The organism is Kribbella aluminosa, assembly GCF_017876295.1.
Lineage (GTDB): Bacteria > Actinomycetota > Actinomycetes > Propionibacteriales > Kribbellaceae > Kribbella > Kribbella aluminosa.
Genome location: NZ_JAGINT010000001.1, coordinates 1,908,121 through 1,929,110, shown reverse-complemented (window position 1 = coordinate 1,929,110; position 20,990 = coordinate 1,908,121). Strand labels below are relative to the sequence as shown.

The 20,990-nt window shown below is 69.2% G+C and carries 21 protein-coding genes; 9 read left to right on the top strand and 12 right to left on the bottom strand.

Annotated features, from left to right (window positions below):
* Window positions 1-122: 122 nt before the first annotated feature.
* The 4 genes from JOF29_RS09485 to JOF29_RS09470 form a co-directional block, all read right to left on the bottom strand.
* Window positions 123-995: a diacylglycerol/lipid kinase family protein gene (locus JOF29_RS09485; protein ID WP_209693832.1), complete on the bottom strand. Its 873-nt coding sequence runs from the start codon at window positions 993-995 to the stop codon at window positions 123-125.
* 3 nt (window positions 996-998) lie between these two features.
* Window positions 999-1,754, bottom strand: a complete 756-nt coding sequence (tatC, locus tag JOF29_RS09480) for a twin-arginine translocase subunit TatC (RefSeq protein ID WP_209693831.1) — start codon at window positions 1,752-1,754, stop codon at window positions 999-1,001.
* Between the two features lie 85 nt (window positions 1,755-1,839).
* Complete coding sequence (locus JOF29_RS09475; protein ID WP_209693830.1) at window positions 1,840-2,136, bottom strand: twin-arginine translocase TatA/TatE family subunit; 297 nt, start codon at window positions 2,134-2,136, stop codon at window positions 1,840-1,842.
* A gap of 72 nt (window positions 2,137-2,208) precedes the next feature.
* A complete protein-coding gene (locus tag JOF29_RS09470; protein ID WP_209693829.1) occupies window positions 2,209-2,400 on the bottom strand; it encodes a hypothetical protein in 192 nt (63 codons plus the stop codon).
* A gap of 128 nt (window positions 2,401-2,528) precedes the next feature.
* Here JOF29_RS09470 and JOF29_RS09465 point away from each other — a divergent pair, with 128 nt between their 5' ends.
* On the top strand, window positions 2,529-3,719 hold the full coding sequence (locus tag JOF29_RS09465) for a winged helix DNA-binding domain-containing protein (protein WP_209693828.1): 1,191 nt from the start codon (window positions 2,529-2,531) through the stop codon (window positions 3,717-3,719).
* On the opposite strand, the gene JOF29_RS09460 is transcribed toward JOF29_RS09465, so the two are convergent.
* Both JOF29_RS09460 and JOF29_RS09455 read right to left on the bottom strand, forming a co-directional pair.
* Complete coding sequence (locus JOF29_RS09460; RefSeq protein ID WP_209693827.1) at window positions 3,716-4,687, bottom strand: helix-turn-helix transcriptional regulator; 972 nt, start codon at window positions 4,685-4,687, stop codon at window positions 3,716-3,718. The two genes, JOF29_RS09465 and JOF29_RS09460, sit on opposite strands and share 4 nt — an antisense overlap.
* Complete coding sequence (locus JOF29_RS09455) at window positions 4,684-5,637, bottom strand: helix-turn-helix transcriptional regulator (RefSeq protein WP_209693826.1); 954 nt, start codon at window positions 5,635-5,637, stop codon at window positions 4,684-4,686. Before JOF29_RS09455 ends, JOF29_RS09460 begins: the two co-directional genes overlap by 4 nt.
* Window positions 5,638-5,723: 86 nt before the next feature.
* Here JOF29_RS09455 and JOF29_RS09450 point away from each other — a divergent pair, with 86 nt between their 5' ends.
* On the top strand, window positions 5,724-6,806 hold the full coding sequence (locus tag JOF29_RS09450) for a DUF3866 family protein (RefSeq protein ID WP_209693825.1): 1,083 nt from the start codon (window positions 5,724-5,726) through the stop codon (window positions 6,804-6,806).
* A 76-nt stretch (window positions 6,807-6,882) separates the two neighbouring features.
* Window positions 6,883-7,380, top strand: a complete 498-nt coding sequence (locus JOF29_RS09445; protein ID WP_209693824.1) for a hypothetical protein — start codon at window positions 6,883-6,885, stop codon at window positions 7,378-7,380.
* Window positions 7,381-7,428: 48 nt separating this feature from the next.
* Here JOF29_RS09445 and JOF29_RS09440 read toward each other — a convergent pair whose 3' ends face one another.
* The 3 genes from JOF29_RS09440 to pafA form a co-directional block, all read right to left on the bottom strand.
* Window positions 7,429-8,400 (bottom strand): FKBP-type peptidyl-prolyl cis-trans isomerase, encoded by a 972-nt coding sequence (locus JOF29_RS09440; protein ID WP_307863234.1) that lies wholly within the window; start codon window positions 8,398-8,400, stop codon window positions 7,429-7,431.
* A 142-nt stretch (window positions 8,401-8,542) separates the two neighbouring features.
* Window positions 8,543-9,808: a GNAT family N-acetyltransferase gene (locus tag JOF29_RS09435; protein WP_209693822.1), complete on the bottom strand. Its 1,266-nt coding sequence runs from the start codon at window positions 9,806-9,808 to the stop codon at window positions 8,543-8,545.
* Between the two features lie 241 nt (window positions 9,809-10,049).
* A complete protein-coding gene (pafA, locus tag JOF29_RS09430) occupies window positions 10,050-11,411 on the bottom strand; it encodes a Pup--protein ligase (protein ID WP_012922680.1) in 1,362 nt (453 codons plus the stop codon).
* A 154-nt stretch (window positions 11,412-11,565) separates the two neighbouring features.
* Here pafA and JOF29_RS09425 point away from each other — a divergent pair, with 154 nt between their 5' ends.
* The 5 genes from JOF29_RS09425 (at window position 11,566) to JOF29_RS09405 (ending at window position 16,028) form a co-directional block, all read left to right on the top strand.
* A complete protein-coding gene (locus tag JOF29_RS09425; RefSeq protein ID WP_209693821.1) occupies window positions 11,566-12,510 on the top strand; it encodes a hypothetical protein in 945 nt (314 codons plus the stop codon).
* A gap of 91 nt (window positions 12,511-12,601) precedes the next feature.
* Entirely contained in the window at window positions 12,602-13,552 is a 951-nt protein-coding gene (locus JOF29_RS09420; protein WP_209693820.1) for an alpha/beta hydrolase, read from the top strand.
* A gap of 49 nt (window positions 13,553-13,601) precedes the next feature.
* Window positions 13,602-14,255: a response regulator transcription factor gene (locus JOF29_RS09415; protein ID WP_209693819.1), complete on the top strand. Its 654-nt coding sequence runs from the start codon at window positions 13,602-13,604 to the stop codon at window positions 14,253-14,255.
* Window positions 14,256-14,287: 32 nt separating this feature from the next.
* Complete coding sequence (locus tag JOF29_RS09410; protein ID WP_209693818.1) at window positions 14,288-15,631, top strand: sensor histidine kinase; 1,344 nt, start codon at window positions 14,288-14,290, stop codon at window positions 15,629-15,631.
* A gap of 49 nt (window positions 15,632-15,680) precedes the next feature.
* Window positions 15,681-16,028: a response regulator gene (locus JOF29_RS09405; protein ID WP_209693817.1), complete on the top strand. Its 348-nt coding sequence runs from the start codon at window positions 15,681-15,683 to the stop codon at window positions 16,026-16,028.
* Here the strand turns inward: JOF29_RS09405 and JOF29_RS09400 are convergent, their stop codons facing one another.
* From JOF29_RS09400 to JOF29_RS09390, 3 genes are all read right to left on the bottom strand, one after another.
* A complete protein-coding gene (locus JOF29_RS09400) occupies window positions 16,029-17,075 on the bottom strand; it encodes a sugar ABC transporter permease (RefSeq protein WP_307863550.1) in 1,047 nt (348 codons plus the stop codon).
* Between the two features lie 231 nt (window positions 17,076-17,306).
* Complete coding sequence (locus JOF29_RS09395; protein WP_307863233.1) at window positions 17,307-18,065, bottom strand: ATP-binding cassette domain-containing protein; 759 nt, start codon at window positions 18,063-18,065, stop codon at window positions 17,307-17,309.
* Window positions 18,062-19,165, bottom strand: a complete 1,104-nt coding sequence (locus JOF29_RS09390; RefSeq protein ID WP_209693815.1) for a sugar ABC transporter substrate-binding protein — start codon at window positions 19,163-19,165, stop codon at window positions 18,062-18,064. The genes JOF29_RS09395 and JOF29_RS09390 overlap by 4 nt, the downstream gene beginning before the upstream one ends.
* A 166-nt stretch (window positions 19,166-19,331) precedes the next feature.
* Between JOF29_RS09390 and JOF29_RS09385 the strand changes: the two genes are divergently transcribed.
* Complete coding sequence (locus JOF29_RS09385; RefSeq protein WP_209693814.1) at window positions 19,332-20,981, top strand: APC family permease; 1,650 nt, start codon at window positions 19,332-19,334, stop codon at window positions 20,979-20,981.
* Window positions 20,982-20,990: the final 9 nt, after the last annotated feature.

Sequence of the window (20,990 nt, the reverse complement as noted above, 5' to 3'; positions counted from 1 at the left end):
TCCGAGGGGCGTCCGAGGCAACGAACTGTTAGGAAGCTTTCCTATCAGACCGAAGGCAGGAATGGAAGGACCTCGGAACCTCATGATTTCGTCTCGGCCCTGTCTGGTGATCCAGACAGGGCCTAGTGGAAGACGGTCAGTGCGCCCGGAGCGATGCCGATCTCCACCGGCAGCGGGCCGAGCGGCTCACCGTCGGCGTACGCCGTGATCCCCGGCGACTCGATCCGCACCGAGCGGCCACGCAGCATCCGCACCTTCGGGTGGCCGACGTGGGTGCCTTTCGACAGCTTCGGGAACATCTGCAGCAGCGTCAGCCGGGACACCGGCTCGATGATCGTCACGTCCAGCAGGCCGTCGTCGATCTCGGCGTTCGCGCAGATCTGCAGCCCGCCGCCGTACATCGGCCCGGTCCCGACCGCGACCAGCATCGCGGGGGTCTCCAGCCGCTCGCCGTCGATCGTGACGACGTACTCCAGCGGCTTGAAGGTCCGGAGCTCGGCGAGGGTCGCGAGCGTGTAGCGGGCGTTGCCCTTCGGCCAGGTCATCGCGTTCGCGCGCCGGTTCACCAGCGAGTCGAAGCCGCCCGCGACCACGGTGGTGATGAACTCGTCCTTCACCACCGCGAGGTCGACCGCCCGGATCCGGCCGCCGACCACGAGGTCGGCCGCGGCGGCGGGATCATTCAGCGGTACGCCGAGACCGCGGGCGAAGTCGTTGCCGGTGCCGGCCGGGATGACGCCGAACGGCATCCCGGAGTTCGCCAGCACCTGTGCGCCGAGGTGGATCGTGCCGTCACCGCCGACCAGCGCGACCGCGTCCGCGCCGGACGCGACCACCTCGGCGGCGATCCGGCCGACGTCGGCGGCGCAGGTGGTGGTGTGTACGTCGACCGTCAGCCCGGCGGCCGCCAGCCGCTCCCGGACCACCGGGCCGATCCGGGCACCACGGCCCTTACCGCTGGTGGGGTTGACCACCAGCGCGATCCGCCGAGACATCCCCTAGTCCGCCAGCAACTCGTCGTTGCGCACCTTGCGGCGTTTGTCGTTGATCCGCGCGATCACCTCGGAGGCGAGGAACAACATCGTCATCGGGATCGCCAGCAGGCACATCGTGAACGGGTCACCGGACGGCGTCGCGACGGCTGCGAAGACGAAGATCGCCACGATGATGTACGGCCGGAACTTGGCCAGCGCGGACGCCGGCACCACGCCGACCATGTTCAGCAGCACGACCACCAGCGGGATCAGGAACGCGACGCCGAACACCAGCAGCGTCCGGATCACGAAGTCCAGGTACTTGCCGAGCTCGATCAGGTTCTGCACCTGGTCCGGGGTGAAGCCGAGCAGGATGGCGATGCCCTTCGGCAGCGTCCAGTAGCCGAGCGCGATACCGGTCGCGAACAGCGGCGCGGCGATCGCGGCGAACAGGTACGCCCACTTCTTCTCGGTGCGGTGCAGACCCGGCGCGATGAACGCCCAGAGCTGGTACAGCCAGATCGGCCCGGACACGATCAGGCCGAGCATCGCCGACACCTTGATCCGGAACGTCAGCGGGTCGCCGACGCCCTGGAAGGTGAGCTGCGGCTTCAGGCCGCGGTTCTCGGCGAACGGCCGCACGGCCGTCTCGAACGGCTGCTTGAGGATCTCCAGCGCCTGGTAGTAGATGAACCAGGCCGCAATCGTGCACACCACGATCGCGAGCACACTGATGAGCAGCCGGTTACGGAGCTCGACAATGTGTTCGCGCAGGGTCATCCGACCCTCTGGGTCCCTCGGGCGGCGGTCTTCCTTCGCCTTCCGTCGCCCGAACTTCACCATCGACACAGGTTGGGCGTTCTGTTCAGTTCGCCGTGTGCGTCGGCGGCAGGCCGTCGCCCGGCGCCTGGCCGTTCGCCTGGTTCGGCTGCGCCTGGGCCTGCTGGACCGGCTGCTGCACCGGCTGGGCCGGCTGCTGCGAGGCCTCTTCGGTCAGCTCGCCGTTCTTCCGCGGACCGACCTCGTCCTCCCAGATCTTCTTCGACTTGCCGAGCTGCTTGACCAGCTGCGGCAGCTTCGCCGAACCGAACAGCAGCACGACGATCGCGAGGATCACGAGCCACTCTGCGCCTTGAGGCATCCCGAGGAGCGGTGCTGCCATGTCGATCTCCCTTTCAACATCAAACACTGCCACCATCAACTCGGGACTCGAGCCTGAGTTCGTGGCCGAATACTACGCCGGAGCGTACGCATCCTCACGGGTCTGTCCAGACCCGGCCGTGGACTGCGCTGCATCCAGCTTGGACTGGGCGGCGACCAACTCACGCGTCAGTGCCTTGCCCTGGCGCCACAGCTTCAGCGCGAGCAGGGCGAGGACGATCGTCCACACCACCACCACCGCGACGAAGAGCAGCAACCAGTACATACCCAGGAGCCTAGCCGGTTCCGGCGGGCGGGCCACGACCCGCGGTGCGTCTCCGCGGACAACGGTGTCGGAACGTGATGGTAAAACCGAGTGTCGCGCAGGGTGTTCCAACGGACCAAGGGGTGTGGATGAGGCGGATCGGGGTGGCGGAGCGGCGGGCCCGGCTGGGGCGGCGGCACCGGCTCGGCGCGGGCTGCCAGGCGGCAGACCCGGTCGCGGCGGCCGCGGCGATGGTCGCCCTGCACGCGACCGATCCGGCCACCGTGCACCTGAGCGTGGCCGCGCGGGTTCCGGGGAGTGAGGTCGCGGGCACGGAGCGTGCGCTGTACGACGACCGCACGCTGATCCGGATGCTGGGCATGCGCCGTACCGTGTTCGTCGTACCGACGCCGTTCGCGCCGGTCGTCCAGGCGGCGTGTACGGACGACATCGCGGTGAAGCAGCGGAAGTTGCTGGTCAAGCACCTGGCCGAGGCGGAGGTCGCCGAGGACACGGAGGCCTGCGGGCGCTGGCTGGCGGCGGTCGAGGAGTCGACGGCGACCGCGCTGGCGCTGCGCGGGTCCGCGACCGCGCAGGAGCTGTCCGCCGACGAGCCGCGGCTGCGGACCCGGCTGAGCATGGCCGCCGGGAAGTCGTACGCCGCCCAGCCGTATGTGACGAGCCGTGTCCTGTTCCAGCTCTCCGCCGAGGGCCGGATCGTCCGCGGCCGCCCGCTGGGGACCTGGCTGAGCGGCCAGCACCAGTGGTCACCGTCCGCGGACTGGCTGCCCGGCGGGCTCGGCGACAAACCGCCGGCGGAGGACGCGCGGGTGACGCTCGCACGGGCATGGCTGACGTCGTTCGGCCCCGGCACCGTGGCCGATCTCCAGTGGTACGCCGGGTGGACGCTCGGCCAGTCCCGGAAGGCGCTGGCGGCGGTCGAAGCCGTCGAGGTGGACCTGGACGGCCAGGTCGGGTACGTGCTGCCCGGCGACGAGGACCCGGAGGTCCCGGTCGACCCGTGGGTCGCGTTCCTGCCCGGCCTGGACCCGACGCCGATGGGCTGGAAGGAACGCGACTGGTTCCTCGGCCCGCACAAGTCGAAGCTGTTCGACAGCACCGGCAACATCGGCCCGACGATCTGGTCCGACGGCCGCATCATCGGCGGCTGGGGCCAACCCGAGTCCGGCGAGGTCCGCTGCCACCTGCTGGAGGACGTCGGCGCCGACGTCACCGCCCTCGTCGCATCCGAGGCCGAACGCTGGACCACCTGGCTAGCCGGCGTCCGGGTCACGCCCCGCTTCCGCTCCCCGCTGGAGAAGCAGCTCAGCAACGGTTAGACGTCGTACGCCGAGAGGGCGTCGCGGGCGGTGGCGGCGATCTGGGTGCTGAGGTCGGGTGGGTCGAGGACCGTGGCGGCGCCGCCGAGGCGGAGGACCAGGCGTTGCAGCCAGTTGACGTCGGCGACGCGGAGTTTGACGATCAGGGAGTTCTCCGGGGCCTCTTCGACGGACTCGTTCGGGTAGTACTCCGCGACCCAGCGCGCGGGCGGGGCCAGCCGGAGCGTGGCCAGGAGGTCTTGTTCGGAGGGCTGGAACATGCCGTTCGACAGGTCGCGCGGTGTCGCCTCGGGCGGTGGTTCGCTCGGGAGGTCGAGGAGCTTGACGTCGGCGATCCGGTCCAGGCGGAACAGCCGGACGTCCTCGGCCAGGCGGCACCAGGCCTCGAGGTACGTGCGCCCCTCGGACACCACGAGCCGCATCGGGTCCACGTCCCGCTCGGTCGTCTCGTCGCGTGACGGTACGTCGTACGTCAGGTGCAGGCGGCGCTTGGTCGCGAGGCCGCGGTTGACGGTCTCGGCGATCTCCGGCGCGGCCGGCTCGACGTGGACGTGTGCCGCGGCGCCCTCGCTCGCGGCGGCGGCCTCACCGGCGGCGCGTTCCAGCTTCGCGATCGCTCGGTCCACGGCGTCCCGGTCCGGGCCGCCGGTCACCTCGCGCAGCGTCCGGAGCGCGGTCAGCAGGGCGAGCGCCTCGGCCGCGGCGAGCCGCAGCGGGCGGGCCAGGTAGTCCGCGTTGTTGATGTGGATGACGCCGTCGCCCTCGGCCGCCTCGATGTCGATCTCGATCAGGTCGCCCATCTGCGCACCGGGCAGCCCGCAGAACCACAGCACCTTCAGGTCCGCGATGATCTGCTTCGGCCGGACGCCGAACTCCTTGGCGACATCGTCGACGCGGGCACCGTCGTTCTCCCGCAGGTACGGCACCAGCGCCAGCAGCCGCTGCACCTGGTCACGCGCGCTACTCATCCCGCCACCGTCCGCAGACGCCACAGCACGCCGTCGAGCACGTCCCCCGGTCCTTCGACGACCGCATCCGTTCCGTACGACGCGATCTCCTCAGCCAGCACCGACGAGTCGGCGTACGGGACGTGCAGCAGGTCCCAGCCCTCCTCGTACGACTCGATGGCGTTCGCGCGGCGGCGCAGGCTCACGCACGACCCGGTCCGCGCCCGCACCTTCGCCTCGGAGGTCGGCCGCGGCGGGGCCAGTTCGGTCACCAGCGAGCGCAGGTCCGTCCCCTCCGGCACGGTGAACGCGCCGGGCTCCCCCACCGTCTTCACGGCGCCGCCGATCCGCGACATCCGGAACATCCGGGTCGCCTGCCGGTCGCGGTCGCGCCCGACGACGTACCACCGGCCGTGCCAGGAGACGATCCCCCACGGCTCCAGCGTCCGCGTGGTCGGCTCGGACGCACCGCTGCGCAGGTGCTGGAACCGGACTGCCTGGCGCGCCACCACCGCCGCCCACAGCGGGTCGAACGACGGCTCGGACGCGCCGACGTGCGGCTCGATCGCGCTCAGCGCCGACTGGTCGGTCTGGATGCCGGCCGCCTTCAGCTTCAGCACCGCGGACGTGGTCGCCTCGGACAGGCCGGCGTGCTGCCAGACCCGCGCGGCGACTCCCAGCACGGCGGCCTCGTCCGGCTCCAGGTGCACCTCGGGGAGCTCGAACACGTCGCGGCGGATCCGGTACCCGACCTCGTCGGAGAAGAACTTGTCGATGGTGCCCATCTCGATCGGGATGCCGAGATCGCGCAGCTCGTCCTTGTCGCGCTCGAACATCTTCTCGAACGCGTCGTCGGTCTGCCCGGCGTAGCCCTCGACGACCTCGCGGATCCGCTCCTTGGTCACGTAGGTGCGCGCGACCAGCAGGCAGATGACCACGTTGAGCAGCCGCTCACTCTTCCGCGCCGACACCCGACCACCTTACGGCCTCGGGCGTCCAAAACCCGCCTTGTCGCACCGAAACTTCGAACACCGGTTCGACCCGCTAATCTCACGGTGTGATTCGTTGGCGGGACGGTGTGGTCGCACAGGTCGGGCGGAGCTGGGCCGGGGCGCTTGAGCTGACTGTGACGATTGGCGAGCAGACTGTGCGTGCACTGGCGTACCCGGAGCTGGTCGGTGCGCCAGTTGCGGGCGACCGTGTGCTGCTGAACGTAGGCGCCCTGGACCGCGGCCTGGGCACGGGCGGATACGCCCTGGTGGTCGCCGTACCGGACAGGCTCCCGGAGGACCTGCCTGAGCACGGGCACCTGGTGAAGGCGCGCTACACGCCGCTCCAGACGATGGTGATGGGCGCGGACGAGCAGGACTCCCCCGACCACGACGTACTGCGGGACGCTGACGACCTCTTCGGTACGCCGGTGGTGGTCGCCGACCTGCACTCCGCCCTGCCGGCTGTGCTGGCCGGTGTCTACGAGGCCCGGCCGACCACACGCGTCGTCTACGTGATGACTGACGGCGGCGCGCTCCCCCTGGCGTTCTCCCGGAGTGTGGCGACGCTACGGGACGCCGGGTGGCTCAGCGGCACTGTGACCGTCGGCCAGGCGTACGGCGGAGACCGTGAAGCGGTAACCGTCCACACCGGGCTGCTGACCGCAGTACAGGTGCTTACGGCCGAGCTGGTCGTGATTACGCAAGGCCCGGGCAACCTGGGTACCGGCACGCGCTGGGGCTTCTCCGGTGTGCAGTCCGGCGAGGCCGTGAACGCCATCGGCACCCTGGGCGGACGGGCGGTCGCCTCACTCCGCATCTCCGAGGCAGACCCGCGGCCGCGACACCGTGGCATCTCCCACCACAGCCTGACCGCGTACGGCCGGGTAGCACTCCAGCCGGCCGACGTCGTCGTACCGGATCTGGATGGGGACTTCGGCGACGCAGTACGCGACGCAGCCGAGCCCCTGAAGGCCAGGCACCACGTGGTCCGCGTAGGCGTCGACGGGCTGTACGACGCGATGCAGGCCGCCCCCGTGAAGCTGTCGACCATGGGCCGCGGCCTCGACGAGGACCGTGCGTACTTCGAGGCCGCTGCCGCCGCCGGACGCCATGCCGCCGGGCTGGTTGACGTGCCTGCACGTAGCTGAGCAGTGGATCCAGGTCTACCCGGGCTGGGGTCGCAGCACTCCTGATCGGGAGGCCGTCCGCGGCGACAGTGGTGGTATGAACAGCACCAAGCACCGCAACCTCACGATCCACGACGTCGCCCGGCCGCAGCCGCCGCTGGCCGTCCGCGGAGCGACCACGCTGTGGCTCACCGCCGTCGGTGCAGGTGTCGCCGAGTCCGTCCTAGGTGTCGCCGGCGCGATCGCCGACGGCGCCCCGCTGCTCGGCCTGGTGATGCAGGTCGCCTTCCGGGCGATCGTGTACGGCGGCCTGTTCGTCGTCATCGACCGCTACTTCCGCCCTGGCGTCGGCTGGTCCCGCTGGCTGCTGACCGGTCTGCTCGGCACAGTCGGCGTCGCGTCCCTGGTCGCCGGCCCGATCGGCTGGCTGCTGCACAACGGCGACTTCGGCACCTTGCACTGGTCCGCCTCGTTCATCGCGTTCAGCGCCGTCCGCTGCGTCCACCTCACCGCGGTGATCACCGCGATCCTGCTCAGCTTCCAGCCCGACTCGAACCGCTGGTTCAGCCGCCGCCCGGTCCGGCGTACCAGCTGAAACGCCGAAGGACCGGCACCCACCGCGGGAGCCGGTCCTTCGAAGGCTTTACTTCCCGGTCTGCTTCGCGGCCGGGAAGGCGTTCAGGATGTCGATCACCGCGAATGCGTTGACCGTCTTGCCCGCCTGGTCCTTGGAGGCCGGGAGCTCGACCAGGACGCGGCTGCCGATCGGGACGCCGGCCAGGCCGTCGAGCGCGCCGGTCTGGCCGCTCGGGCCGGGGCCGACCTGGAGCTGGTCGGTCGGCGCGGCCGGCTGGGCGGCGCTCTGCGCGGTGGCGGGCTGGGGGTCCCAGGTGCTGGCCTGCTTCTTGCCGGTGTAGTCGTAGACCACGTAGCGGCCGATCAGCTGGCTGGACTTCTCCACCGGCTTGCCCTTGCCGAGCGCGAACACGACTGGCTTGCCGGGCTTCGCCGGCGGCTTGGTGCCGGGCGCGACGGTGACCTTCGGCTCGGCGTTCAGGGCGCCGGTGACGCTGATCTTGGTCGGCGTCGACGGGGTCACCGTTGCGGCGTCCAGCGGGGTGTCGTTGGCGGCCGCGCCGACCAGGTCGACGACGAAGATCAGCGTGTCGTCGCCCTTGATGCCGGCCTGCGAGTTGCCCGTGGACTTGTAGCCCTTGTCGGACGGGATCGAGAGCAGCACCCGGCTGCCGATCTTCTTACCGACCAGACCCTCGTCCCAGCCGGAGATGACGCCGCCGACCCCGATCGGGAACGACGACGGCGCGCCGCGGTCGTAGGAGTTGTCGAAGACCTTGCCGTCCCGCCAGATCTGGCCCAGGTAGTTCGCGGTGAGCAGCTCGCCCTTCGTCACCACCGGGCCGTCGCCCTCCTTGAGAACCTCGGTGACCAGCTGCTTCTCCGGGTCACCTTGGCGGTGCGTGATGGTCGGCTTCTGCCCGAAGTCCGAGGTCACCTTGAGCCCGGCGGCGTCGAACTCGTTCTTCTTGCCCGATCCGCACGCCACCAGGGAGGCCCCCAGCGCCGCGACAACGACCAGACTCAACAGCTTGCGCACGAAACCAGCACCTCGAACCATCCCGGCGCATGGCGCGCCGCTTGCCTCCGGTCAACGACGCGGCCCACCCTAGCTTGCGGATTCAACTGGACGAGCAGCCGCCCGAGTCACCATTACGTCACAGCACGCACAGTCACAGCGGTCAGAAACCCACGGCGTTGTGCGGAGCGCGATCCGGTCGCAGCAAGGCGTCCAGCCGGGAAACGGCTCCGAGTGTGTGCTCGACGACGCGGCGCGAGCAGGCGAACTCACTCGCGCGTACGCCGCCGAGGTACAGCGAGCCCAGCTCGTTCGCGCCGAGTGTGAGGTCCGCAGCTCGGTCAGTAGGCGTGCAGCTGGCGCCGTCCGGCCCGGCATCCAGCAGCCATCGCGCCGACTCCACTTCCAGCACCAGCGCATCGGTGGCGGCGTACGTGCGTGCCTCCAATGCCGCCGGTACGTCGAGAATCCGCAGCCACAGGTTGTCCCGGGTACGGGTGAGCTTGAGCGCCCGCGGGTTGGTCAGCATCCACCGCAGCGGCTCGTCCACCGGTCTGCGTGCGGCTACCACCCGCTTGGTCAGGTCGAAGTCGAGCAGGAGGCCCCATAGCGCTCGGTAAGCATCGACCGTCAACGCTTCGAGCGCCTCCACCTGCAGTACGCCGGCCTGTGCCGGGTCCGGCGACCAGGGCAGCCGGAAGATGGCGGCGCCGTCCACTGCACCTGTCGCGTCGCGGTGCAGCAGGTGATGCGCCAGGCCCGAGCCATCCGCCGGGAGCCCGCCCAACCCGTCCCACTTGCCCGGCAACGGACTGATCTCCCCCACACGCACAGCCCGCACCTGCTCGTGCAGCACCGGCCATACCTCAGCTGCTGCGGCGGCGTCGACCAGATCGAGTGAACCGGGGTCGGCGAAGTCGTCCCGAAACGCAGCGTCGGTACGCCGTACCTCCCAGCGGTGCTGGAACGTGGCCGGGGAGAACCCGTACCGGCCGTAGATGGTCCCCTCGCTGGCGCTCAGTCCGGCCAGGAACTCACCGCGCTCGCGGCAGTCGTCCAGCATCGCGGACATGATCTGTCGCAACAGCCCGCGTCGCCGGTACGTCGGCAGCACGGCCGTCGACGTCACACCGCCGAGTGCTACCTGCCGGCCACCCGGCACGGTCAGCTGGACCGAGACGATCGCCGACCCGCCCGCGATCTTCCCGTCCACGAACGCGGCCTGCGGGCGGAACCAGTCCGCGTGCAGATCCTCGGCGTACCGGTCCACGTCCGCAGCGGTCTTCGGGACCTGCGGCGGCCAGGCGGCACTCCCGGCGTACCAGGCCGACGGCTCGGGCTCTTCCTGCGGGAAACCGTTCACGTACGGCAGCACGCGCAGATACTCCGCAGCTTCGGCAGGAGTCACCGGCCGGATCTCAGTCGTCATGCGCCCTTTCTAAGCAGCACACGTCGACCAAGCACTCCATTTAGTGATCACCTACATGCTGGCGACGAGCTTCTCGACTCGCTCGTCGTGCGCCCCCATCACCTCTGTTTTTCCTTCACATGCTGGCGATGAGCTTCTCGACTTTCGTCGTGCGCCCCCATCACCTCTGTTTTTCCTTCACATGCTGGCGATGAGCTTCTCGACTTTCGTCGTGCGCCCCCATCACCTCTGTTTTCTTCCTTCACATGCTGGCGATGAGCTTTTCGACTCTTTCGTCGTGGGACTTGAACGGGTCTTTGCAGAGCACCGTGCGCTGCGCCTGGTCGTTGAGCTTCAGGTGCACCCAGTCGACGGTGAAGTCGCGGCGCCGCTCCTGGGCCCGCTTGATGAACTCGCCGCGCAGCCGCGCCCGGGTGGTCTGCGGCGGCACCGACTTGGCCTCGAACACCCGCAGGTCGTCGACGACCCGGGTGACCGCGCCCTTGCGCTCGAGCAGGTAGTACAGCCCGCGCGGCCGGTGGATGTCGTGGTACGCCAGGTCGAGCTGCGCGACCCGCGGGCTGGCCAGGCCGAGGTTGTTCTGCGCGCGGTAGCGCTCGATCAGCCGGTACTTGATCACCCAGTCGATCTCGCGCTCGATCCCGGACAGGTCGCCGGACTCGATCGCCTTCAGCGTCCGCTCCCACAGCGACAGCGCCCGCTCGACGGCCGGCGTGCCGAGCTCGCGACGGTCGACGAAGTCGCGCGCCTTGCTCAGGTACTCACCCTGGATGTCCAGCGCCGACGCCTCGCGCCCGTTCGCCAGCCGGACCTCGCGGCGGCCGGTCATGTCGTGGCTGATCTCCCGGATCGCCCGGATCGGGTTGTCCAGGGTCAGGTCGCGCATCACGATGCCGGCCTCGATCATCCGCAGCACCAGGTCCGTGCTGGCCACCTTGAGCAGCATCGTGGTCTCGGACATGTTCGAGTCGCCGACGATCACGTGCAGCCGGCGGAAGCGCTCGGCGTCCGCGTGCGGCTCGTCCCGGGTGTTGATGATCGGCCGGGACCGGGTGGTCGCGCTGGAGACGCCTTCCCAGATGTGCTCGGCGCGTTGCGACACGGAGTACACCGCGCCGCGGGGGGTCTGCAGCACCTTGCCGGCGCCGCAGATCAGTTGCCGGGTGACCAGGAACGGAATCAGCACATCGGCGAGCTTGGCGAAGTCGCCGTGCCTGCTGACCAGGTAGTTCTCGTGGCAGCCGTAGCTGTTGCCGGCCGAGTCGGTGTTGTTCTTGAACAGGTAGACGTCGCCGAAGATGCCCTCGTCGTGCAGCCGCTTCTGCGCGTCCACCAGCAGGCCCTCGAGGATCCGCTCACCGGCCTTGTCGTGCGCGATCAGGTCGGTGACCGAGTCGCACTCGCCGGTGGCGTACTCCGGGTGCGAGCCCACGTCCAGGTACAACCGGGCGCCGTTGCGGAGGAAGACGTTGCTGCTCCGTCCCCAGGACACGACACGCCGGAAGAGGTACCGCGCGACCTCGTCCGGGGTCAGTCGCCGCTGCCCGCGGAACGTACAGGTGACGCCGTACTCGTTCTCGAGACCGAAGATTCGCCGGTTCACATCCCCCACAGTACGGCGCCCTTCCGACAAGCGGGCGATGTCTCAGGCGCGCCGTCGTACCCCGTTATCCCTTTGATGCCCGCAACCTGCCGACAACCTCCCGACAACCTTGGCTCGTCCGCCCGCATCGTGACCACTGACGAAAGGTGTTCAGATGATCAAGCACGGGCGAATCCTCGCCGCCGGAGCCCTGCTGGCGGGAGCACTGGTGGCGGGAGCACTGGTGGCGGGAGCACTGGTGACCACACCGGCCGGCGCGGCGCCAACCGGATCCACCGCCAGCTGCTCCCTGCGGCTCGGCTCGGTCACGTCAGGTGGTGACCACACCCTGCAGACCATCACGGCCGCACCAAGCGCCGGCGCCCGGACGGTCGGGCCGAACGACCTCTATCCGGACGGCGAGACCGGTCTGGCCAGCTCGGTCCGCTACGAGCCCGTCGCTCCGGCCGGGGAGCAGCGCCAAGGACTGGTCACCATCGTCGACCAGCTCTACAACTCGACCTACCTCACCGACGGCACAGGCACCGCGGCGGTGCCGGGCACCGTGAAGAGCACGCACATCGGTGGCGGCTGGAAGGGCGTGTACTTCTGGCTCGACCGCAGCGACTACTCGGCCGCCGGCGTCGCTCGGTCGAACCTCTACGCGCTGCACAGCGTGCCCGGTGACGCCGACATCGTGCGCTGGAGGCTCACAGCCGGCGGCCCGCAGTACAAGACCGTGTTCGGCGGCTTCAAGGCGGTGAAGACGATGGCGCTGATCGGTCAGGGCCGGACGTCCGACACTTTCCTCGCCATCACCAACGGTGGCGCGCTCTACACGGTGCAGGTGCCGACGGGCTCCGGGAAGCCGGTGGTGACGAAGGTGCGGACCTCGACCTGGCAGGTCTTCGGCACACTGATCGCCGAGAGGTGCGGTCAACAGGGCACCCTGCTGCTCGGCATCGACCGCGTCCACGGCACTGGCTACCTGTACGCGGTAGGCCACGCCAACGGCGCCGCAACGGTGATCAAGGGCCTCGGCAAGGTGCCGAGCGCGCTCTCCCCGACCGAGCCGTACTTCCGGTACTACAACGCCGGCACCGTCCTCAACGGCGCCTGACGCAGGGCGTCTCCACCCGCGGCTGGAAGTCCGGGTGGAGACGCCTGACTTCTACTGACGCAGCGTGGCGGTGGCTGACACCGTCGGCTGCATGAGACGACGTACCTTCCTGACCGCTACGACCGCTACCGCCGCGACCGCCGCCTCTGCGCTGACCGGGATCCAGACGGCGTCCGCGGCTACCGACCGCACCCTGCGCCTCCCCGCTCCGACCGGCCCGTGGCCCGTCGGGACGACGACCCGCGCACTGACCGACACGCAGCGCTCTGATCCTTGGAACGGAGCCCGCACCCGCGAGATCGCGCTGACGGTCTTCTATCCAGCAGCCGCCGTACGTGGGTATCAGCGCGCCCCGCAGCTCGCACCTGCCGCCGCTGAGGTGTTCAAGCAGCTGGACGCCGGCGTACTGCACCCAGAGCTCCCCCCGAGCGGTGTGGACTGGGCAGCCACCCTGACTCACTCGTACGTCGACGCACCCGCAGTGGCCGGCCGACACCCGACCCTGCTCTACAGCTCGGCCGGTGCGGACCCACGGACCGTCGGTACGTCGCTGGCCGAGGACCTGGCGAGTCACGGGTACGTCGTGGTGACGATGGACCACCCTGGTGAGGCCAGCGAGGTCGTGTTCCCGGACGGACGGCTGCTGGTCATCGAGATCAGCCCCGACGTACAGACGGACCCTGTGCGGTCGCGGTTGATGATGGACACGCGTTTCGCGGACATGCGGTTCGTACTGGACCAGCTGGACGCGGAGCAGGTGGGCGTGTACGGGCACTCGGCCGGCGGTGCAACTGCCGCGGTGTCGTTGGCACATCCAAAGGTCCGCGCAGCCGTCAACCTGGAGGGCTATCTCGACACCCTGGACGGACTACGCAGCGCTGGCACCCCAGCTCCAGGCAGCCGGCCTCATGACGACGGCCGCCCGAGCCAAACTCATCGGCCGCTCCAATTGCGGCATCTCCGACGTACGACGACTGGTCCGAGGCTTCTTCGACAGCTCTCTGGCCCCCAGGCGTTGACACAGCTGCTCTACAGAGAGTGACTTGATTGCCCGGTGACACTGGAATCACCTGGCGATCAAGGGGTGGACCGTGAGCCGGACCCGAGTGGCTATTGCGGACGACGACGTCCTGCTGCGGGAGGGACTTGCCAGTCTGCTCGAGCGCTCCGGGTTCGCGGTACTCGGCACGGCAGGCGACGGCCCCGAGCTGCTGGAGCTGGTACGCCGGGACGCACCGGACCTGGTGATCGTGGATATCCGGATGCCACCGGACCACACCACCGAGGGACTTGACGCAGCGGACGTGATCCGCCGCGAACGCCCGGACACCGCCGTGGTGCTGCTGTCCGCGCACGTGGACGTGGAGCATGCCCTGCAGCTGATGGCTGCGGGGCATGGCGTGGGCTACCTGCTCAAGAGCCGGGTGACAGACGTCGATGAATTCCTGGAGAGCCTACGGCGGGTTGCCCGCGGTGGCTCCGTGGTCGACCCGGCCGTCGTCCAGGAGCTGGTCGACGCACAGCACCGCAACAACCCCCTGGCTGCGCTGAGCGAGCGTGAGCGGGAGGTCCTGTCGCTGGTCGCACAGGGTCGGTCGAACGCCGGAGTAGCGCGTCGGCTGTGGGTGACCGAGGGGACCGTGGAGAAGCACGTCCGCAGCATCCTGACCAAGTTGGACCTCCCGGAGACCAATGACGACCACCGTCGGGTGCTGGCTGTCCTGAGGTACCTGGACGGTCGCTGATGTCCCGGCGTCCCGGAGTGGCCGGACGGGTGATGATCGCAAGCGGGCTGTTGATGGTGCTCGTCGGCTCCGGGTTCGTCGTACTGCTGGTGTCTGTTCAGGGGCTGCGTGCGTCGCAGGACCAGGCGCAGCGCACGTCCGCAGTACTGAACAGTGCGCATCAGGTGGAGCGGCTGGTCGCGGACCTGGCCACGGGGCAACGAGACTTCGTCATCACCGGTCAGGAGAAGTTCCTGCAGCCGTGGGAGCAGGCAGCGGCCCAGCTGCCGGAACAGACCGACGCGCTGCAGGGGCTTGTCGCGGGTAGTCCCGACGAGGTTGCCCGGGCGCAGGCGGCGGGCCGGAGCATCACGTCGTACCTTCAGGACTACTCGTTGCCGCAGATCGAGCTCGCGCAGCGGGACCCGGACTCGGCGCGGACCGCGGCCGCGATCTCCGAAGGCACCCGGCGGGTCACCGCGATCCGCTCGGTGCTCGATACGTTGATCACGTTCGAGGAGCAGCTGTCCGCCACCGAGCAGCGGCATTCGGATGCGATCGCCGACCGTGCGGTCGTGGCGGCGACGGCGGGACTGGCCGGGTCCGTCGTCCTCGTGCTCGGGTTCACGGTCTACCTGAGCAGGGCGATCGTCCGGCCCGTGCGGGTGACGGCCGAGATGGCGACCCGGCTGGCAGCGGGCGAGCTGACGGTCCGGGTACCCGAGTCGGGCGTCGGCGAGATCCGCACGCTGGAGCGGACGTTCAACACGATGGCGTCCTCGCTGGGTACGGCGAGCGCCGACCTGGCCGCGTCCCGGGCCCGGATCGTGCGGTCCGCGGACGAGACCCGGCGGCGGATCGAGCGCGACCTGCACGACGGCATCCAGCAGCGGCTGGTCTCGATCGCCCTCGACGTCCGAGCCCTGCAGGCGGACGGCGCGACCGTCGAGCTCGAGGGGGTGGCCAACGATTTGGCGGAGGCCCTGGACGAGCTCCGGGAGATTGCCCGCGGCATCCATCCGGCGATCCTCACCCAGGGCGGGATCGCGCCGGCGGTCCGGATGCTGGCCCGCCGCTCGAAGCTCCCGGTCGTGGTCGACGTCGACGTACCGGGCCGGCTGCCGGCACCGATCGAGGCGGCCGCGTACTACGTCGTGTCCGAGGCGCTCACCAACGCCGCCAAGCACGCGGACGCATCCGTCGCGCTGGTCGACGTACGGCTCGAGCCCGACCGGCTGCGGCTGTCGGTACGCGACGACGGTCACGGCGGAGCGGACCCGTCGAACGGTTCCGGGCTGGTCGGACTCGCCGACCGGATCGCCGCACTCGACGGCACGCTGGTAGTCGAAAGCCCTTCAGGTAAAGGCACTACGCTGACCGCGACGCTGCCGCTGTAGTACAGGCAGCAGGAATGCCCCGGCGGTCCGGCGCTGCGATGCTGGTGCCATGCGGTGCGTGATCGTGGACGACAGCCGGCGCTTCCTGGACGCGGCCCGGGGACTGTTGGTCCGCGAGGGCGTCACGGTCGTCGGTACGGCGACCACGACCGCCGAGGCCGCGAACCTGATCGGCCGGTTGCGGCCGGACGTCGTCCTGGTCGACATCGACCTCGGCGGCGAGAGCGGGTTCGACCTGATCACCCGGCTGCACGCGGACGGCGAGTCGTCCCCGATGATCCTGATCTCCAGCCACGCGGAGCAGGACTACGCGGACCTGATCGCGGCCAGCCCGGCGATCGGGTTCGTCGCCAAGACCAGTCTGTCGGCCGGCGCGATCCGCCGCCTGCTCAGCTGATCACGCCGTCTTCCCCCGCCGTACGACGGCATCGAAACCGGCCGCCAGCAGCAGTACGGCGCCCGTCACGACCCACTCGTACCCGGACGAGTTCGAGCCCTGGATCAGGTCGCTCATCCCGTTGATGATGACCGCCACGACCAGACCGCCGAGTACCGCGTCGATCATCCGGCCGCGGCCGCCGAACAACGACGTACCGCCGATGACCGCCGCGCCCACCGCCAGCAGCAGCGTGTTGCCGGCGCCCGAGTTCGACTGCACGGACTGCAGCAACGACGCCGCGACCAGGCCCGACACCGCCGCCATCCCGGAGCAGATCACGAACACCGAGATCCGGATCCGCGAGACCGCGACGCCGCCGCGCCGGGACGCCTCCTCGTTGCCGCCGACGGCGTACACGTGCCGCCCGTACCGCGTCCGGCTCAGCGTGAAGTGCCACACCACGAACAGCAGCGCCAGCAGTACGACGACCCAGGGCTCGCCCTGCGCCTTGCTGCTGAAGAACGCGTTGGTGACCAGGTTGCGGTTGATGCCCATCTCGTAGGTGAACGCGATGCCGAGCACGGCGACCCCGGCCACCTTCGCCACGATCACCGCGACCGGCGTCGCCGAGAGTCCGGTACGGCGCCTGGACCGGGCATCGCCCAGCTTCACCGCGGCGTACCCGAGCACGAACACGCCGAGCAGGGTCCAGCCCAGCCACAGCGGCAGGAAGCTGTTCTCCAGCGCGATCAACGGCGTACCGGCGGGCAGGATCACCGACCCTTGGCCACCCACCAGGATCAGCGTCGCGCCCTGGAACGCGAGGAACGTCGCCAGCGTGATCACGAACGACGGGATCCCCGCCCGAGCCCGCAACCACCCCATCACGAACCCGATCGCCAACCCGAACCCGAGCCCGGCCAGGACCGCGAGCCACCAGTACCATCCCTGCCGCAACATCAGCACGGCCATGACCGCGGAGCACAGGCCGCCCGTGGTCCCGGCGGACAGGTCGATCTCGCCGAGCAGCAGCACGAAGACCAGGCCCATCGCCATCACGATGATCGGCGCGGCCCTGGATCACCAGCGCCTCCAGGTTGTACGCGCTGAGGAAGCCCTGGTGGACGATCGCGAAGAAGGCCGTGATCACGATCAGCCCGACGACCGCCGGCGCGGACCCGAGCTCACCGCCGCGCAGCAGGGCCAGGTAGTCGCGGATGTAAGAAGTCAGCGCGGCTGCCTCACGGTGCCGGGGCGTCCTGTCGTGCCGTTGGGTGTCGTCGGCAACCGTCGTGTTCATACCGCTCCTGCCAGTCCCAGGTCGCCCGATCGGCCGGAGGTGATCAGCTCGACGACCTGCGTCTGCGTCACCTCGGTACGCCGTACCTGGGTCGCCATCCGGCCCAGGAACAGCACCGCGATCGAGTCGGCCACCTGCATCACGTCGTTCATGTTGTGCGACACCAGCACGACGGCCACGCCGCGGTCGGCGAGCCGCCGGACCAGCTCCAGCACCTGCTCGGTCTGCGCGACGCCGAGCGCCGCGGTCGGCTCGTCGAGGATCACGATCTTCGAGCTCCACAGCACCGACTTCGCGATCGCGACCGTCTGCCGCTGACCGCCGGACAGGCTGGCCACCTTCTGCCGGACCGAACGCACCGTCCGGACCGACAGCGACGTCAGCGTCTCGGCGGCCAGCTGCTCCATCGAGTTCTCGTCCAGCGTGTGCAGCCGGCCGATCCGCTCCCGGCCGAGGAACATGTTGCCCACGACATCGAGGTTGTCGCACAGCGCCAGGTCCTGGTGGACGATCTCGATCCCGAGGTGCGCCGCGTCCCGGGGTTCGTGCAGCTGCTGCTCGGTACCGTCGACCAGGATCTCGCCCTCGTCGATCCGGTAGATGCCGCCGATGCACTTCACCAGCGTCGACTTGCCCGCGCCGTTGTCCCCGACCAGCGCGGTCACCTCCCCGGCCTCGGCGCCGAAGTCCACCGACGTCAGCGCCATCACCGGGCCGAACGACTTGCCGATGCCGTGCAGTTCCAGGATTCTCACGGGGTGTGGATCCCGTTCTCGGCGCACAGCGTCTTCAACGCGGCCGTCGGGCAGACCGACTGCGCCGTCTCGTACCCGTCCGTCACCGGCAGCGCCACGTTCTTCTTCGTGATCACGGTCGGATCGGCCAGGTACGACGGAACCTCACGGCCGTTCGCCGGATCCTTGATCATGGCCGGCGCGGTCGGCTTCTGACCGGACAGGATCTGCCCCGCCAGCTTGATCGCGACATCCGCCTCACCGGCGACCGGCTTGTAGATCGTGAAGCACTGGGTGCCCGCCATCACGTTGTCCAGGCCGCCCGCGGTCGCGTCCTGACCGGACACCGCGACCTTGCCGGCCAGACTCTGCGACTTCAGCACGTTGATCACCGACTGCGCCATGGTGTCGTTGGCAACCATCACCGCATTGAGGCTCGGGTTCTTGCCGAGCATCGTGGTGAACACCGTCTGCGCGGTCGCCGGGTCCCAGTTGCCGGTCTGGTCACCGAGCTTCGTCCACCCGGCCTGCTTGGACAGCACCGAGTTGTAGCCCTGCGCGAACAGCGTCGCGTTGTTGTCGGTCGGCGCGCCGTCGATCTCGACGTACCCGACCTTGCTCTTGCCGGCGACCTGTGGACAGGCGGTCAGCGCCGTGCCCTGGTCCGCGCCGACCTTCACGTTGTCGAACGAGACGTAGTACGCCGCGGTGCCGCCGGTGGTCAGCCGGTCGTAGTCGATCGTCACCACGTTGTGCTGCTTGGCCAGCGACTCGATCGCCTTGCCGGAGCCCGAGTCCAGGTTCGTCACCAGCAGCACGCCTACGCCCTTGTTGATCAGCGCCTGGGCCTGCGACTGCATGTTCGTCGCACTGTTGTTGGCGTTGTCGATGTAGCAGGTCAGATTGTTGGCAGTGCACTGCTTGCGGAGCTCGTTCGGATCGGCGGAGACCCAGCGGGGCGACGAGGCCGTGTCCGGCAGCAGGATGCCGACCTTGGTGTTGGCCGGCGGCGCACTGCTGCTGCCGCCCGACGAATTGTTGTTGTTGCCACACGCAACAAGACCGGCCAGGAGGGCCAAAGTGCTCCCGGTCAGCGCGACAGCTCTGGATGATGTTCGCATCGTCGATCCTTCATGGTCGCCGAAGGGTTCTCTTCCCGCCAGCATGCGATCCGGTACGCCGTCGCGTCCTCACAGCAGGCCGGAACACCGCCGTACCTGCTAGCTGGGGGTCGGATCTCCAGGCAGCGTTACTGCACCGGTCGCGGACCGGAGCGATGGTGCGGGTATGGCCACTTCCATTGCACATCCCTCGACGGAGCGGAACCGGCCCGGACTCCGACGTGACATCGGTTTCGTCGGCCTGATCTGGGCTTCCGAGGGATCGATCATCGGCTCCGGCTGGCTGTTCGGTGCCCAGGGCGCGCTGGCGACGGCCGGCCCCGCGGCGATCATCTCCTGGGTGATCGGCGGTGTCGCGATCCTCATCCTGGCGCTCACGCACGCCGAACTCGGCGGCATGTACCCGGTCTCCGGCGGTACGGCGCGATTCCCGCACTACGCCTTCGGTGGCGCGGCCGGGGCGTCGTTCGGCTGGTTCTCCTGGCTGCAGGCGGCCACCGTGGCACCGATCGAGGTGCTCGCGATGATCACCTACGGCACCCATTACTCGTTCGCGAAGGGCTGGGAGAAGACGAGCGGCGGTCAGCACATCCTGACCGCACCCGGGATCGTGGTGGCAATCCTGCTGATGGCCGCGGTCACCGCGATCAACTTCCTCAGCATCCGGCTGCTGGCCCGTACCAACAGCATCGCAACCTGGTGGAAGGTCGGCATCCCGCTGCTGACGATCTTCGTACTGGCGATCGCCCAGTTCCACGGCAGCAACTTCACCGCCGCCGACGGCTTCAACCCGGGCGGCGCGAAGGGCATCCTGGGCGCGGTCTCGACCAGCGGCATCATCTTCGCCCTGCTCGGGTTCGAGCAGGCCGACCAGCTGGCCGGCGAGAGCAGCAACCCGAAGCGTGACATCCCGCGCGCGGTGATCGGCTCGATCGTGATCGGCGCGCTGATCTACATCGCGCTGCAGGTCGCGTTCCTCGGTGCACTGCCCGCGTCCCAGGTACAGGGCACGTGGGCGACGGCGGCCTTCAACACGTTGACCGGGCCGTTCGCGCAGGTCGCGACGCTGGCAAGTCTCGGCTGGCTGGCCACGATCCTCTACCTCGACGCGATCGTCTCCCCGGCCGGCACCGGCCTGATCTACATCACCGGCAGCTCACGGGTCTCGTACGGGCTGAGCCGCAACGGGTACGTGCCGTCGGTGTTCGAGAAGACCAACGACCGCGGCGTACCTTGGGTCGGCCTGATCACCGCGTTCATTATCGGGTGCGTCTGCTTCCTGCCGTTCCCGAGCTGGCGGTCGCTGGTCGGGCTGATCACCAGCGCGAGCGTGCTGATGTACGCCGGGGCGCCGCTGTCGCTCGGCGTCTTCCGCAGGCGGCTGCCCGAGGCGGACCGCCCGTACCGGTTGCCTGGAGCAACGTGGATGTCGCCGCTGGCGTTCGTGGTCGCGAACCTGCTGATCCTGTGGTCCGGCTGGGTCACCGACTGGAAGCTCGGCGTCGCGATCCTGATCGGGTACGTCATCCTGGTCGGCAACCGGGTGTTCAAGCTGAACCCGATCACCCCGCAGCTCGACCTGCGGGCCGCCTCGTGGCTGCCGGCCTACCTGGTCGGGATGGGCCTGATCGTGTACCTGAGCGACTTCGGGCCGCTCAAGCACCCGTGGTTCCCGCTCTGGTGGGACATCTTCGCGGTAGCGGTGTTCAGCCTGATCATCTACTACTGGGCGCTGGCGGTCGCACTGCCGTCCGAGCGGATCACCGACATGGTCAACAGCGTCGTCGTACCCGAGGAGGCCGACCTGGAGACCTGAGCACCGCCG